Here is a 14,417-nt window from a genome sequence, read left to right on the forward strand (position 1 = left end):
GAGGCTCTGTCTTCGATCGTGCCAGACACTGGGTGCGGCACCTCCCCCTCTTTATGGGGGAGGATGGGAGGGGGCCGTCTGCCTGCAGTCAGCCCGCCTCAGCCCTTCTCCACCGGCGCATCGGCCCTACCACCCCATTCCGTCCACGAGCCGTCATAGACCGCCACATCCCTAGCCCCGGCAATGGCCAGCGCCAGCGCCACAGTCGACGCGGTGACCCCAGAACCGCAGCTGGTGACGATCGGCCTCGTCACATCCACCCCGGCCTTCGCGAACAGTGCCTGCAACTCCGCCGCCGATTTCAGCTGCCCGTTCGCCGTCACCTCGCTCGCCGGTACGCTCAGGCTGCCCGGGATGTGGCCCGAGGCGAGGCCGGGGCGGGGCTCCGGGGCTTCGCCGCGGAAGCGGTCGCCAGGGCGGGCGTCGACGATGGTTTTGGCTTTCGAGCTGGTCAGCCCCAGCACGGCATCGAAATCCTGCACGAGCGCCGGCTGGTAGTGCGGCACGAAAGTTCGGGGTGCCGGCTGCTCCTCGCCCGAGGCGGTCGGTCGGCCCTCGGCGCGCCATTTCGGGCCGCCGCCATCGAGCACGCGCACGTCCCTGGCGCCCATGGCGCGGAAGCTCCACCAGACGCGCGGCGCGGCGAAGACGCCGGCTTCGTCGTAGACGACGATGGTGTCGGTGTCGGCGATGCCGAGCTTCCCCACTGCTTCGGCAAAGGCCGCCGGGGTGGGCAGCATATGGGGCAGGGTGGTGGTCTTGTCGGCGATATCGTCGATGCCGAAGAACACCGCGCCCGGCAGGTGGCTCTTGAGGTACTCGGCGTGTCCGCTGCGGTTGGCGGCCGGCATGTACCAGCTGGCATCGACGAGGACGACATTGGGGTCGTCGATGTGTTCGGCAAGCCAGTCGGTGGTGACGAGAGGGGTGGTCATGGGTGCTCCGCTATTTGCGGGGCACCTTAGTGCAGGACGGCGCGCGGGTGAATCGGCTTGCGGGTCAAAGTGTTGCGGGATGGGGGGAGGGGGGAGAAGAATCTCCTCCCACCCCGCTGCATTGGTGGCACGTTCTCTCCCATCCACCGGTGTCATCCCTGCGAAAGCTGGGATCCATTTCTCCGCTCGCGCGGGCTGTGAGTTGGGTCCCAGCTTTCGCTGGGATGACATCGAGTCTGGGGCGCTGATGTGGTTCGCTGCCAGCGCGCCCGGCGTGCCCCTACCGCTCCAGCACCAGCACGTCGCTCGAGGCGATGCCGATGCGCACTGGCGCGCCGTGCGCGGGTGGCGGGGTGCGTTGGTCGTTGAAGGTGTCGAGGTTCACCGCGTTGTCGCCGAGATCGACCTTCAGGCGGATCACCGAGCCGAGGAAACTGACTTCGGCCACCTTGCCATCGAGCACGATGTCGCGCGTTGCGCCGTTGGCGAGCGACACCGCTTCGGGCCGCATGGTCAGCGCCACCGCTTCGCCGTTGCGCGCCGTGGAGGGCAGCGCCGGGATGGTGACGGTGGTGCCGCCCAGTGTCACGGTCTTGGCGCCGGCGTCGGCGACGGTGGCGTTGAGGGTGTTGAGCGTGCCGACAAAGGTCGCGACGAACCTGGTCTGCGGCCGGTTGTAGATCTCGAACGGTTGGCCGAACTGCTCGACATTGCCGGCGTTGAGCACGACGATCCGGTCGGAGATCGACAGCGCCTCTTCCTGGTCGTGCGTCACGAACACCGTGGTGATCCCCAGTTCGCGCTGGATCTGGCGGATCTGCTCGCGCAGCGAGACGCGGATCTTGGCGTCGAGCGCCGAGAGCGGCTCGTCGAGCAGCAGCATGCGGGGGCTGGGGGCGAGCGCGCGAGCCAGCGCCACGCGCTGCTGCTGGCCGCCCGAAAGCTCGAACGGGTAGCGCTTGCCATAACCCGAGAGGCCGATCAGCTGCAGCATCTCTTCGACCCGCGCTTCGCGCTGCGGCTTTGGCATGCCGGCGATCTTCAGCCCGAAGCCGATATTGTCGGCGACATTCATGTTAGGGAACAGCGCATAGGCCTGGAACACCATGCCGATCTTGCGCTGGTTCGGCGCGAGGCCGGAAATGTCCTTACCCTCGACCAGGATGCGCCCGGAATCAGGGCGCTCGAAGCCGGCGATCATCCTCAAGATGGTGGTCTTGCCGCAGCCCGAGGGGCCCAAGAGGCTGACGAACTCGCCCTTATTGAAGCTGAGGTCGACGCCTTTGACGACCTGGTTGCCGCCGAAGGCTTTGACCAGCTTGTCTATGCGCAGGAATTCTTGGCGCAGGAATTCTTCGGCCATGGTCTAGTCCCTACGGGCGGTTTTGGGGGCGAAACGCGCGAGCAGCTGGATCATGCCCATGGCGCCCCAGGTGATGACGAAGGAGATGACGGCGAGCGCGGCGGGCTCGAACGCCCGGTTGGCGCCGACATTCTGCATGTAGACGCCGAACACCTGCCGGTTGAGGAGGCTCGCGATGGTGAACTCGCCGATGACGATGGCGAGGGTCAGGAAGGCGCCCGACAGCACCGCGACGATGATGTTGGGAAAGATGACCTGGGCGATGATCGTCGCCTGGTTGGCGCCGAGGATATTGGCGGCCTCGGTGAGGGTCTGCACGTCGATGGTGCGCAGCCCCGTATCGACCGCCCGGTACATGTAGGGCAGCGCCAGCGCCACATAGGCGAGCGTCAACAGGATATCGGTGCCGAGGTTGGTGCCGAGCAGCGGCAGCGGCGACGAGGTGTTGTACATGCGGATATAGCCGAACACCAAGATGATGGCCGGGATCACCAGCGGCAACAGGGTGATGAACTCGATAATCGGACGCAGATGCGGCGCGCGCAGCCGCACGTAATAGGCGGCGGGCACGACGATCAGCAGCCCGGCAATGATGGCGCAGATGCCGATGAGCAGCGAGTAGCTGAACGAGGCCTGGAAGCGCCCGTCGGAGAACACCGAAGTATAGGCATCGAAGGTGTAGCCCTCGCGGCGGATGCGCAGTGAGAACTCGAAGGTGGCGAGCAGCGGCACGACGAAATAGGCGGCGCCGAGGGCAAAGATGACCCAGCTCCAGAGCTTGGCAGGCTTCACTTGAGCCACCTCTCGGCGCGGGTGCGGATCACCAGGTAGACGATGTTGGCGAGCGCCGTGATGACGATCATGCCGAGCGCCAGCGCGGCGCCGAGGCCGGGATTGTGCAGCACGTCGCCGCGGATCTGCGCATAGAGCAGGATCGGCACGATGTTGAGCGACGAGCCGGTGAGCGCATAAGCCGTCGCAATGGCGCCGAACGCGTTGGCGAACAGCAGCGACAGCGTGCCGAGCAGGTTCGGCCACAGCACCGGCAGCCCGATATAGCGCCAGAACTGGCCATTGGTGGCGCCGAGCGTCGCGGCGGCCTCGCCCCATTCCTTCTTCAACCCATCGATCGCCGGCGCGATGATCAGGATCATCAGCGGGATCTGGAAGTAGAGATAGGTGATGGTGAGGCCCCAGAAACTGAGGAGGTTAAAGCCGGATTTGTAGAGATCGAACCCGGCGAACTTCAGCAGCACGGTGACCAGCCCGAGCCGGCCGAGCGTGGCGAGAAAGGCGAAGGAGAGCGGGATACCGGCGAACTGCGAGGCGACGCCGGAAAAGGTCATCACCGTCGAGCGGATGCCGGAGGGGAGCTTGCCGCGGATGATGGCGAGCGCAATGGCGAGCCCGATGGCGGCGCCGAGCACGGCGGATGTCACCGAAACCCGGATCGAAATCCAGAACGAGGCGGCGATCTGCGGCGTCGCCAGATCCATGACGTTCTGCAGGGTGAAGTTTCCGTCGCCATCCTGAAAGGCGCCGACCACGAGGCCGAGCGTCGGGATCAACAGGAACAGCAAAGCGAAGATGATGAACGGCGCGATGGCGATGATATCGCCCAGGCGGAGCCTCAAGAAGAACCGGAACGGGTTACCACCGACGCGCACGGCCGGCCCGGTGGAAACCGGGCCGGCCGAGGTGTCAGCCGCAGAGCTGACATTGGTCATATTACTGGACGTTGGCGCCGACGACGGCGTCCCACTGGCCGGTGATCACTTCCTTGGCGGCAGCCTGCTCGTCGAGGGTCGGGAACACGGCCTTGGCATAGGCCTCGGCCGGCGGCAGCTTGTCGAGCAGAGCCTGCGGGATCGAGCCCTTGGCGGCGAGGTCGTTGAAGCGGATCGGGTGGCAATAGCCAGCCAGCCAGCCGAGCTGACCTTCGTCGGAGTAGAGGTATTCCATCCACAGCTTGGCCGCGTTCGGGTGCGGCGCGAAAGCCGAGATCGCCTGGATGTAGACACCGGCGACGACGCTGTCGGACGGCACGACCACTTCGGCCTTGGGGTTGCCGGCAAAGCCATCGCGCCAGGCCAGAGCATTATAGTCCCACGCCACGACGATCGGGGTGGTGCCCTGGGCGGTGGAGGCGGCCTTGCCGATCACCGGCACGAAGTTGCCGGATTTGTTGAGCTCGGCGAAGTAGGCGAGACCAGCGTCGGCCGCGGCCTTGGCATCGGCAGCACCGGTCGAGAGGCCGGCGCCATAGACGCCCTGGATGGCCTGGTTGGCAGCGCGCGGATCACCGGCCAGCGCCACGGCGTTGGCATAGTCGGCGGCCTTGAGGTCGGCCCACGAGGTCGGGACCTTCGAAACGAGGTCGGTGTTCACGAGGAACGACAGCACGCCGTAATAGTCGCCGTACCAGTAGCCTTCGGCGTCCTTGGCCGAATCCGGGATCGAGTCCCAGGTCGAGACCTTGTACGGCTGGATCAGGCCTTCGGCCTTGGCCGAGGGGCCAAAGCTGAGACCGACGTCGATCACGTCGGGCGCCTGCGGGCCGGTATTGCCCTTGTTCGCCTTGATGGCTTCGATTTCATCGGCCGAGCCGGCATCCGGGTTCAGCTCGTTGATGGTGATGCCCGGATACTTGGCCTTGAAGCCTTCGATCACGGCGCCATAACCGCACCAGTCGTGCGGCAGGGCGATGGTGGTCAACTGGCCTTCGGTTTTCGCGGCTTCGTACAGCGCGGCGAGGTCGGTCTGCGCCGAAACGGTGAAGGTCGAAGCGGCGAGGGCCGCGACCGATACCGAAGCGACGAGCGCATTCTTGACGATCATTCTCAAGTCTCCCTGGAATTTTGGCTTCTTGTCCTGACTCGGGAGGAGCCCCTAAAGCCGCGTTTCACCTATTTTGGCCGTATGACAGCCACGTGACACCCCCAAGGTGTCCGGTGGAAGGCGAGGCGTTGCCCCGACAAAGTCAGGCGGCGCAGGCGAGACAGCGTTCGGACCCCCTCCGAAGTCAATTGTGACAATTGTGACAGTGCCCGTTTTGCTTGGACGAGTCGAGATGGGGCCAAGAGAGGCAGTTTAGAGCCGTTCCAAGCTGGGTCGATATTTCTTGAAGCTGACTATCCACTTTGATAGGCCGCGCTGAGCAACGGGCCCGCAGGGGCCCGCCCCAGGAGATTTCCCGTAATGAAGATCAGCACGCTTGCCCTCTCGATCGGCATGGCGGCGATGGGCGCCGGCCTCGCCAACGCAGCCGAACCCAATGCCGATGCCATCCTCAAGACCTACGCCGATATCGCGCTGGCCGGTTATGAGGATGCACTCGTGACGGCCAAGGCGCTCGACGTCGCGACCGACGCGCTGATCGCCAATCCGAGCGAGGAGACGCTGGCCGCAGCGCGCGAGGCCTGGAAGGCCTCGCGTCCGTCGTACCAGCAGACCGAGGCGTTCCGTTTCGGCAACCCGATCGTCGACGAATGGGAAGGCAAGGTGAATGCCTGGCCGCTGGATGAAGGCCTGATCGACTATGTCGACGCCTCCTATGGCACCGAGAGCGACGAGAACGGGCTCTACACCGCCAACATCATCGCCAACTCCAAGATCACCATCGACGGCACAGAGGTCGATGCGGCCGAGATTACCCCGGCGTTTTTGCAGGACACGCTGCAGGAAGCCGGCGGTATCGAAGCGAACGTGGCGACCGGCTACCACGCCATCGAGTTCCTGCTGTGGGGCCAGGACCTCCACGGCACCGAGGCGGGCGCCGGTGAGCGGCCGTTTACCGACTATTCGACCGAGGCCAATGCCAAGCGGCGGGGCCAGTATCTCGATGCGGCGACCGACCTCCTCGTCACCGACCTCGAGGAAATGGTCGCCAACTGGCAGGAAGGCGGCGCGGCGCGCACGGCGCTGGCCGGGCAGGGGCTCGCCACCATCCTCACCGGCATGGGGTCGCTGTCGTTCGGCGAGCTGGCGGGTGAGCGCATGAAGCTCGGCCTGTTGCTGCACGATCCGGAAGAGGAGCACGACTGCTTCTCGGACAACACCTACATCTCGCATCTCAACGACGCGATCGGCATCCAGAACGTCTATCTCGGCAAGTACACCCGGGTTGACGGCTCGGTGGTCGAGGGGCCGTCCATCTCGGAACTGATTGCCTCGAAGGATGCGGCAGTCGATACCGAACTCAAGGCGCTTCTGGCCGACACGGTCGCCAAGATGGAGCTGATGAAGACCCGCGGCGACACGGTCGAAAAATACGACCAGATGATCGCCGAGGGGAATGCCGAAGGTAACGCGGTTGTGCAGGCGGCGATCGATGGCCTGATCGCCCAGACCCGTGGTATCGAGCGCGCCGTGGCGCTGCTAGAGCTGGGCGACACTGTGACCATCGAGCAGTCCGACAGCCTGACCAACCCGGACGCCGTGTTCCAGTAGACACGGTTTTCCAGAGCTTTATCGGCGTTGCGGGTTGCCAGAATCCGCGATGCTGCGTTTCATCCCGGTCCATGGCCGGGAAGCCAAGAGTGCGAGACATGCACAAGCGCTTGACCGTTTTCCTGGTCATAACCCTTATCGCGGGTCTCGCCGTCGCCAGCGATGGCGGGACCCGTTCCGATTTGACCCCCAAGGACCTGAAGCGGGTTCAGGCGGTCACCGCGCCCACCACGGATTTTTCGAAGCCCGAGAATTTCGAGCAGCTGCCGGGCGGGGCCGGCACGGTGAAGAAGCGCGTCAACCAGGACATCTTCTCGTTCTCGTCGGCCAATATCAGCTTCGAGCAGGAAGCCGAGTTCAAGCTCGGCAACGCGCTGTTCCGCAAGCTCTGGGTCTCGGCGCCGGCCTCGACCGAGGCGTCGGACGGGCTGGGGCCGCTGTTCAATGCGCGCGGTTGCCAGAACTGCCATCTGAAGGATGGCCGCGGCCATACGCCATCGGGCAATGGCGACGATGCCGTCTCGATGTTCCTGCGACTGTCGATCCCGCCGCGCGACGCGGCCGACCACACGGCGCTGGCTGACGGCGCCAAGGTGATCGAGGAGCCGACCTATGGCGGCCAGCTGCAGGATTTCGCCATCCAGGGGATCAAGCCCGAGGGCAAGATGGTGATCAGCTACACCGACGACCCGGTGACGCTGGGCGATGGCACGGTGGTGACGCTGCGCCGCCCGAGCTATTCGGTCGCCGACCTCGCCTATGGCCCGATGGCCGACGATGTGCTGCTGAGCCCGCGCGTCGCGCCGCAGATGATCGGGCTCGGGCTGCTCGAGCAGGTGCCCCAGGAGGACATTCTCAGCAAGGTCGACCCCGACGATCGCGATGGCGACGGCATTTCGGGCCGGCCAAATATGGTGCTGGATGCGGTGAGCGGGCAGCGCGCGCTTGGCCGCTTCGGCTGGAAGGCCGGCGCGGCCAGCATCCGGGCGCAATCGGCTGATGCCTTTGCCGGCGATATTGGTATTTCGACGCCGCTGGTGATGAAGCCGCATGGCGATTGCACCGTGGCGGAGGCCGAGTGTCTCGCCGCGCCCACCGGCGAGCAGCAGCGGCTCGGCCCGTCCGAGGCGCCCGATCCGGTGCTCGACCTCGTCACCTTCTACTCGCAGAACCTGGGCGTGCCGCAGCGGCGCAATGTCGGCGACGCCGCAGTGCTCCGCGGCAAGCAGGCGTTCTACGACGCCAATTGCACCGCCTGCCACACGCCGAAATATGTAACCTCGCGCCAGGCGCCGATCGAGGCACACAAGTTCCAGCTGATCTGGCCCTATACCGATCTGCTGCTGCACGACATGGGCGAGGGCCTTGCAGATAACCGCCCCGAGGGCGATGCCGACGGCTATGAGTGGAAGACCCCGCCGCTATGGGGGATAGGCCTCACCGAGACGGTCTCGGGCCATACCGAATTCCTCCACGACGGACGGGCCCGCAACCTCGCCGAGGCGATCCTCTGGCATGGCGGGGAGGCACAGAAATCGCGCGATGCGTTCGCAAACATGCCGAAATCCGAGCGCGATGATCTGATCGCCTTCCTGGAGTCGCTGTGATGCGCCTGTTGCTTGCCGTTGTCCTGGCGCTGCTCGCGATGCCTGTCGCAGCTGAGGAGCAGAAGCTTACGGCGGAACAGGTGGTGTCACTGGCGATCACCGAGGCGATCCGGCCCGGTTTTGCGCAGTATGCCGAGGCGACGGCGGCGCTGCAGCTCAACGTCGCTGCGCTCTGCGACGACCCGTCCGCGACAACGCTTGAGGGGGCCCGCACCCAGTTCAAGGCCGCCGTCACCGCCTGGTCGCGGGTCGAGCTCTATCGGCTCGGGCCGCTGATGGTGGAGAACCGCTACGACAGGATCCTGTTCTGGCCCGACCGCAAGGGGATTGCCCTGAAGCAGGTGCAGGGCGTGCTCGCCGATGCCGACCCCGATGCGACCGACCCGGCAAAGCTCGGCGGCAAAAGCGTCGCCATGCAGGGACTGGGAGCGCTGGAGTTCCTGCTGTTCGGCACCGGCGCCGAACAGTTGGCCAGTGAAGGCGATTTCCGCTGCCGCTACGCCCACGCCATCACCACGCTGCAGGCCGAGACCGCGGCGACGCTGTCGGCCGAGTGGAACGACCCGGCGGGAATTTCGAAGCGGCTGCTCGAGCCGTCCGAAAGCGACCCGGACTATCGCAGTTTCCGCGAGGTGGCCGAGGCGCTGACCGGGTTGCTGGCGCACGGCACCGAGGCGATCCGCGACCAGCGGCTGCTGCCTTTCCTCGGCCGCGACGGCGCGGCGCCGAAGCCGAAATCGGCTTTGTTCTGGCGCTCGGGCATGACGGTGCCCTCGATCACCGGCAATTTCGAGGGGCTGGAGGTGCTGCTCGAAAAATCGCGCATCGCCGAGGCGACGACGGCCGACAATCTCTGGGTCGGCAACAGCGCGGCGTTCGAGTTCGGCAATGCCGAGCGCGCCGGCAAGGTGGTGACCGAGCCGGTCGAGCAGGCGCTTGATGACCCCAAGCAGAAAAAGGCGCTCGATTACCTGGTGATCGTCACCCAGTCGCTCGACACCATCCTGGGCGAAAACCTCGCGGCGGCGCTCGGCCTGTCGGTCGGCTTCTCGTCACTCGACGGAGACTGACGATGTGGCAGCGGCGGGCATTCCTCAAGGCAGCAGGCGTTGGCTTTGCCGCGGCGCTGCTGCCGCGGCGTGCCGAAGCGCTGGAGCGGGCCGAACTGATCTTCGCCTCGTCGATCCAGAAGCGCGAAGGCGGGTTCGGCGCGGCGCTGGTGAACGAGGCCGGATCCGTGATCTCGACCGTCGAGCTGCCGGATCGCGGGCATGACATCACCTTTTCGCCGACCACCGGGCAGGGGGTGGTGTTCGCCCGCCAGCCCGGTACGTTCGCGGTGATCTTCGACCCTAAGGGTGGGACGAAGCCGCAGACGCTGGCCAGCATCGAGGGCCGGCATTTCTTCGGCCACGGCGCTTTCTCGCCGGATGGCAAGCTCCTCTACGCTACCGAGAACGACTTCGATAATGCGCGCGGGGTGATCGGCATCTATGACGTCGCCGGCGGCTACAGGCGGATCGGCGAGTTCGACACCTTCGGCACCGGTCCGCACGAAATGCTGCTGATGCCGGATGGCGAGACCTTCGTCGTCGCCAATGGCGGGATCGAGACGCACCCCGATTACGGACGGACCGAGCTCAACCTCGACAGCATGGATCCCTCGATTGCCTTCGTCGACCGGCGCTCGGGCAAGCTGATCGGACAGCTGCGGCTCGATGGCGGGCTGCACCAGCTGTCGATCCGCCACATGGCGTTCGATCACAAGGGTCGTGTCTGGTTCGGTTGCCAGTTCCGCGGGCCTTCGGGCGATCGCCCGCAACTGGTCGGTTATGCCACACGTGACGGCGAAATCCGGTTGATCGAGCTGCCCGACGCGACGCTCGGGGAGCTCCGCAACTATATCGGCTCGGTCGCCGCCTCGGCCGATGGCGGGCTGATCGGCGTCTCCTCGCCCGAAGGCAACACCATTCTCGCCATCGACCCTGATACCGCGACGGTGGTCGCCAGCCTCGGGCTCGAGAACGGCTGCGGTATTGCGCCCGACAGTGTCGGGTTGCTGGCTTCGAGCGGAGAAGGGGCGCTGGGCGGGCTCGCCGGCTCGCCGGCGCCGCTCACCACGTTCGAGCTGAATTTCGACAACCATCTGAGGTTGCTGAAGGCGGTTTGAGGAGGCCGCTGAAGGCGCTTCAGTGTCAGGCCGCGGTGACGGCTGCCCTTGGCTGGAGCCGTGGTGCGAGCAGCAGGACGCCGAGGGCGAAGGGGATGAGGCAGGCGAGCGCGCCGCGCAGGCCGATGAGGCCAGCAATGAAACCGACGACCGGCGGGCCAATGACGTAGCCGGAAAAGCAGATCAGCGACAGGGACGCGATGTTCATGGCAGCGGAACGGCCGGGTTGACGGGCCGCGGCGGTAACGGAAATCGGGAAGATCAGCGACGCGGCAAAGCCCATCAGCGCAAATCCGACCAGCGCCGGCCACACGCCGGGCGCAAGCCAGATTACCAGCAGGCCCAGGAGGCCCGAGACGCCGCAGCAGCGCGCGATGAAGACCGGCCCGACACGATCGACCAGCCGGTCGCCGGCCAGCCGTGTTCCGGCCATGACGGCCGCGAAGACGCCGAAGCCGGCGCCGGTAAGCGCAGCCTGGGCGCCATGCTCGAGCCGCAGGTACACCGCTGCCCAGTCGGCCATAGCGCCTTCCAGTACGCAGGCGCAGAACGGCAGCAGGCACAGGACCAGCAGCGGGAAATCCGGCAGGGCCAGGGCCGGTCCCGGCGCCGAAGAAATCGGGCTGTTGTCGAGCCGGCCGGTCGAGGCGTAGGCCACCGCCAGCAGAATCGGAGCCGCGACGGTGAGGGTGACTGCGGCGTCCAGATGCAGCGACAGCGCGAGGCTGCCCAGTGCTGCACCGGTGAGGTTGCCGACGCTCCACAGGCCGTGGCAGCTCGACATGATCCGCCGCCCGACACGGGCCTCGACGGCATCGGCGGTGGCGTTCATGGCGACTTCGACGCCAGCGATGCCGGACCCGTAGAAAAACAGTGCCACCGCAAAACTCGGCAAATCCCAGGCGAGGCCGGGAAGGATCGAGGTCAGGGCCAGCCAGAAGAAGGTGATGCGGATGGTGGCCCGCTCCGAGAAGCGCGAGATGATGAAGGTGCCGACCAGCGGAAGCGATGACATGATGCCGAGCGGCAGCGCGGCAAGCGCCAACCCGAGTTGGCCGACGTCGAGGCCCAGATCCGCCTGGATGTCCGGGAGGTGCGGCAACCACTTGGCGATGATCAGCCCATCCAGAAAAAAGATCAGGCGAATGGCAGCTACCGGCGACATTCCCAGAACCCTCCAGGTAACACGCCGCGTCTTTGGAACAGGCAGGTTGTGATGGTCCGCAGCTCCCAACGCGTCAGCCCGGACCGTGGCAAACGATTGTTGTAGCAATATTGGCCCCGCCTTCCTGCGGCCCCCGCCCGGGCATTGAAGCTGTTGCTGTGACTTGCTTTTTGCTGGTTCAGCTGGGTCGCTGCGCTGGCAGTGGGCGAACCCTCCCCGCAAGCGGGAGAGGGGCCGCCGACTGCGGGCTAAAACGCTGGCCTCGCCTAAACCCTCGCCACCTTCCGCCCCAGCCACAGTTCACGCAGGCTGTCATAGGCCCAGTTGTAAACAAACGCGTAGGGCAGGAAGAACAGGAAGAAGCCGATATCGAGCAGGAAGGCCTCAACCAGCGAGATGTTCAGCAGCCATGCCGCAAGCGGCACCCCGGCCAGCACCAGGCCGCCTTCGAAGCCGAGCGCGTGTAACGCCCGGACGCCTAGGGTGCGCGGCACCCGAGCCACCGGCCAGAGCCGGTCGAAGCCGAAATTGTAGACGACGTTCCAGCCCATGGCGGTGGTCGAAAGCAGGATTGCCAGCAGCCCGACATGGCTGAGCGGCCGGTCGAGCAGCCAGGCGGCAATCGGCGTGCAGACGAGCAGCGCGATGACCTCGAAGCCGACGGCGTGGCCGATGCGTTCGATGAAGGACCGGTTCTGGAGTTGCATAGTGTTCTCACACTTCAAGAAGTGAACTTGGTGAGCTGGACCTATCATCGATTTTTCCGGTATACCAAGATGGGTACCATCGAGAATATCGATAGATGCAATATTCCCCCGAAGCCATGGAAGCCTTCGCCGCGGCTGCAGCGCTCGGCTCGTTCTCGGCCGCTGCCCGGCAGTTGCACAAGAGCCAGTCGACCATCAGCACGGCGATCGCCAATCTCGAGGCCGATCTCGACCTGACGCTGTTCGATCGTTCGAGCCGCTTGCCGGTGCTGACGGCGGCGGGGCGGCGGGTACTGGCGCATGTGCAGGAGATTCTCGCTGCCGGCGACAGGCTCGAAGCGCTGAGCCTCAGGCTTTCCGACAAGGTGGAGCCGCGGCTGACCGTCGTCCTTTCCGACACCTATGGGCAGGGCGACCATCTCGAGCTGATGCAGGAATTCGAGCGACGCTATCGCGATATCGAGCTCGAATGCCTGATCGCCGAAGGCCCCGACGTCATCGACCTGCTGCAATCGGGCCGGGCGCATCTGGCGGTCACCGCGGCCGAGACGTTCTATCCCAGCGGCATTGCCTCGGCGCGGCTGGCCGAGCCAACCCGCATGGGGGTGTTCGTGGCGCGCGGCCACCCGCTCGCTTCCATCGGCAGCCCGAGCGTCGAGCAGCTTGCGGCGACCCGGCAGATCTACCTCAACAGCTATGTCGGCGGCGGCACCCGGCCGCTCGGTCTCGCCTGGTCGGCGCCGAGCTACCTGATGCTGCTGGAGCTGACGCAGCAGGGTTTTGGCTGGGCCGAACTGCCCGACTGGCTGGTGCGCCAATATGCCGGCGACACGCTCAAGGAGCTGGCACCGCGCGGCTGGCCGCGGCTCCTGCCGGTCGATGCGCTGTGGTCACGGAGTAACCCGCCAGGGCCGGCGGGGCAGTGGTTGCTCGATGGTTTGCTGGGGGAGAGGCGGAGGTAGGGCTTCACGTTGAGGCCGACTGCCCCATCGGTGCACTACTCCCCACCTTTCGGCCCAGTTGCCCAACTCCCTCAACCCCAATAAGCTGACCAACAAGGAAAACGTTTTCCTAATTCTACTTTGCACATTGAAATTCGCCGCAAACCGGCGATCCGAGGGGGACAGATTGAGATTGAAACTTCTGGCTGCGCTGGGAGCGGCTGCGATGGTGTTTGCCAGTTCGATGGCGCTGGCGGCGGGGATCGTCGAGTTCGGGCTAAAGGCCGAAAGCCCGACCTTGGGCCGGCCGATCCCTTATGCGGTCTACACGCCGTTTCCGGCGCCGGCCGAGGGGGAGCGCTGGCCGGTGGTCTATCTGCTGCACGGGCTGACCGGTGCGGATGGCGACTGGTTCACCTGGGGCAATCTCGGCCCGATCCTCGATCGGGCACTGGCCGATGGCCGCATTCCGCCGATGATGGTGGTGGCGCCGGGGGCAGGGGACAGCTGGTATGTCGACAACCCCGATGCTGGAGGTTTTGGGCTGATCGACACGGCCTTCGCCACCGACCTCGTCAAGGCGATCGATGCGAAGTACCCGACGGCGAAATGCCGCCAGGGTCGGGCGATCGGCGGGGTGTCGATGGGCGGGGTCGGCGCCGTGCTGCAGGCGATCAACCACCCCGACACCTATGGCGCGGCGATGAGTTTTGCCGGGGCGCTGCACAAGCCGCTCGAAAAGAACGACCAGCGCAGCGGCTGGATTCCCGGGCTCTACCAGAACGTTTTCGGCGCGCCGTTCGACCGCGCCCGCTTCAACGCCGCCAACCCCTTCACGCTGATGCCAAAGCTCAGGCGCGCCGCCGACAAGCCGGCCTTCTACTTCGCCATCGGCGATGCCGATTTCCCCGACCTGATCCTCGCCTCGGCCGAGTACCACAACGGGTTGACGCAACTCGGCATCGACACCACGCTGCGGGTGACGCATGGCCGGCACTACTGGGACACCTGGCAGCAGCAGATCGTCCCGGCGCTGGAGTGGCTGGTGCCGAAGCTGGATCCGAACTGCGGGCGGTAGAG

13 protein-coding genes are annotated in these 14,417 nt (G+C 65.7%); 6 read left to right on the forward strand and 7 right to left on the reverse strand.

Annotation, left to right across the window (positions count from 1 at the left end; genetic code table 11):
* Window positions 1-98: 98 nt before the first annotated feature.
* The 5 genes from sseA to AC1ROK_RS17110 all read right to left on the reverse strand — a co-directional run bounded on the left by sseA (window position 99) and on the right by AC1ROK_RS17110 (window position 5,136).
* Entirely contained in the window at window positions 99-935 is an 837-nt protein-coding gene (gene sseA / locus AC1ROK_RS17090; protein ID WP_492849043.1) for a 3-mercaptopyruvate sulfurtransferase, read from the reverse strand.
* A 280-nt stretch (window positions 936-1,215) separates the two neighbouring features.
* Complete coding sequence (locus AC1ROK_RS17095; protein WP_492849045.1) at window positions 1,216-2,298, reverse strand: ABC transporter ATP-binding protein; 1,083 nt, start codon at window positions 2,296-2,298, stop codon at window positions 1,216-1,218.
* Between the two features lie 3 nt (window positions 2,299-2,301).
* A complete protein-coding gene (locus tag AC1ROK_RS17100) occupies window positions 2,302-3,090 on the reverse strand; it encodes an ABC transporter permease (protein ID WP_492849047.1) in 789 nt (262 codons plus the stop codon).
* A complete protein-coding gene (locus AC1ROK_RS17105) occupies window positions 3,087-4,025 on the reverse strand; it encodes an ABC transporter permease (protein WP_492849049.1) in 939 nt (312 codons plus the stop codon). The genes AC1ROK_RS17100 and AC1ROK_RS17105 overlap by 4 nt, the downstream gene beginning before the upstream one ends.
* Window position 4,026: 1 nt before the next feature.
* Entirely contained in the window at window positions 4,027-5,136 is a 1,110-nt protein-coding gene (locus tag AC1ROK_RS17110; protein ID WP_492849051.1) for an ABC transporter substrate-binding protein, read from the reverse strand.
* Window positions 5,137-5,496: 360 nt separating this feature from the next.
* Here AC1ROK_RS17110 and AC1ROK_RS17115 point away from each other — a divergent pair, with 360 nt between their 5' ends.
* From AC1ROK_RS17115 to AC1ROK_RS17130, 4 genes are all read left to right on the forward strand, one after another.
* Window positions 5,497-6,747, forward strand: a complete 1,251-nt coding sequence (locus AC1ROK_RS17115; RefSeq protein ID WP_492849053.1) for an imelysin family protein — start codon at window positions 5,497-5,499, stop codon at window positions 6,745-6,747.
* A gap of 98 nt (window positions 6,748-6,845) precedes the next feature.
* Window positions 6,846-8,354 (forward strand): di-heme oxidoreductase family protein, encoded by a 1,509-nt coding sequence (locus AC1ROK_RS17120; protein WP_492849054.1) that lies wholly within the window; start codon window positions 6,846-6,848, stop codon window positions 8,352-8,354.
* Window positions 8,354-9,424, forward strand: a complete 1,071-nt coding sequence (locus AC1ROK_RS17125) for an imelysin family protein (RefSeq protein WP_492849055.1) — start codon at window positions 8,354-8,356, stop codon at window positions 9,422-9,424. The genes AC1ROK_RS17120 and AC1ROK_RS17125 overlap by 1 nt, the downstream gene beginning before the upstream one ends.
* Window positions 9,425-9,426: 2 nt before the next feature.
* Window positions 9,427-10,524 (forward strand): DUF1513 domain-containing protein, encoded by a 1,098-nt coding sequence (locus AC1ROK_RS17130; protein WP_492849057.1) that lies wholly within the window; start codon window positions 9,427-9,429, stop codon window positions 10,522-10,524.
* Between the two features lie 25 nt (window positions 10,525-10,549).
* Here AC1ROK_RS17130 and AC1ROK_RS17135 read toward each other — a convergent pair whose 3' ends face one another.
* Window positions 10,550-11,689 carry an MFS transporter gene (locus tag AC1ROK_RS17135; RefSeq protein WP_492849059.1) on the reverse strand — a complete coding sequence of 380 codons (1,140 nt, stop codon included), beginning with the start codon at window positions 11,687-11,689 and terminating at the stop codon, window positions 10,550-10,552.
* Window positions 11,690-11,955: 266 nt separating this feature from the next.
* Window positions 11,956-12,396 carry a multidrug/biocide efflux PACE transporter gene (locus AC1ROK_RS17140; protein ID WP_492849061.1) on the reverse strand — a complete coding sequence of 147 codons (441 nt, stop codon included), beginning with the start codon at window positions 12,394-12,396 and terminating at the stop codon, window positions 11,956-11,958.
* Between the two features lie 95 nt (window positions 12,397-12,491).
* On the opposite strand from AC1ROK_RS17140, the gene AC1ROK_RS17145 reads away from it, so the two are divergent.
* Entirely contained in the window at window positions 12,492-13,358 is an 867-nt protein-coding gene (locus AC1ROK_RS17145) for a LysR family transcriptional regulator (RefSeq protein WP_492849065.1), read from the forward strand.
* 172 nt (window positions 13,359-13,530) lie between these two features.
* Window positions 13,531-14,415: an alpha/beta hydrolase gene (locus AC1ROK_RS17150; protein WP_492849067.1), complete on the forward strand. Its 885-nt coding sequence runs from the start codon at window positions 13,531-13,533 to the stop codon at window positions 14,413-14,415.
* Window positions 14,416-14,417: the final 2 nt, after the last annotated feature.

Source organism: Devosia sp. GW821-FHT12F11, from assembly GCF_058806655.1.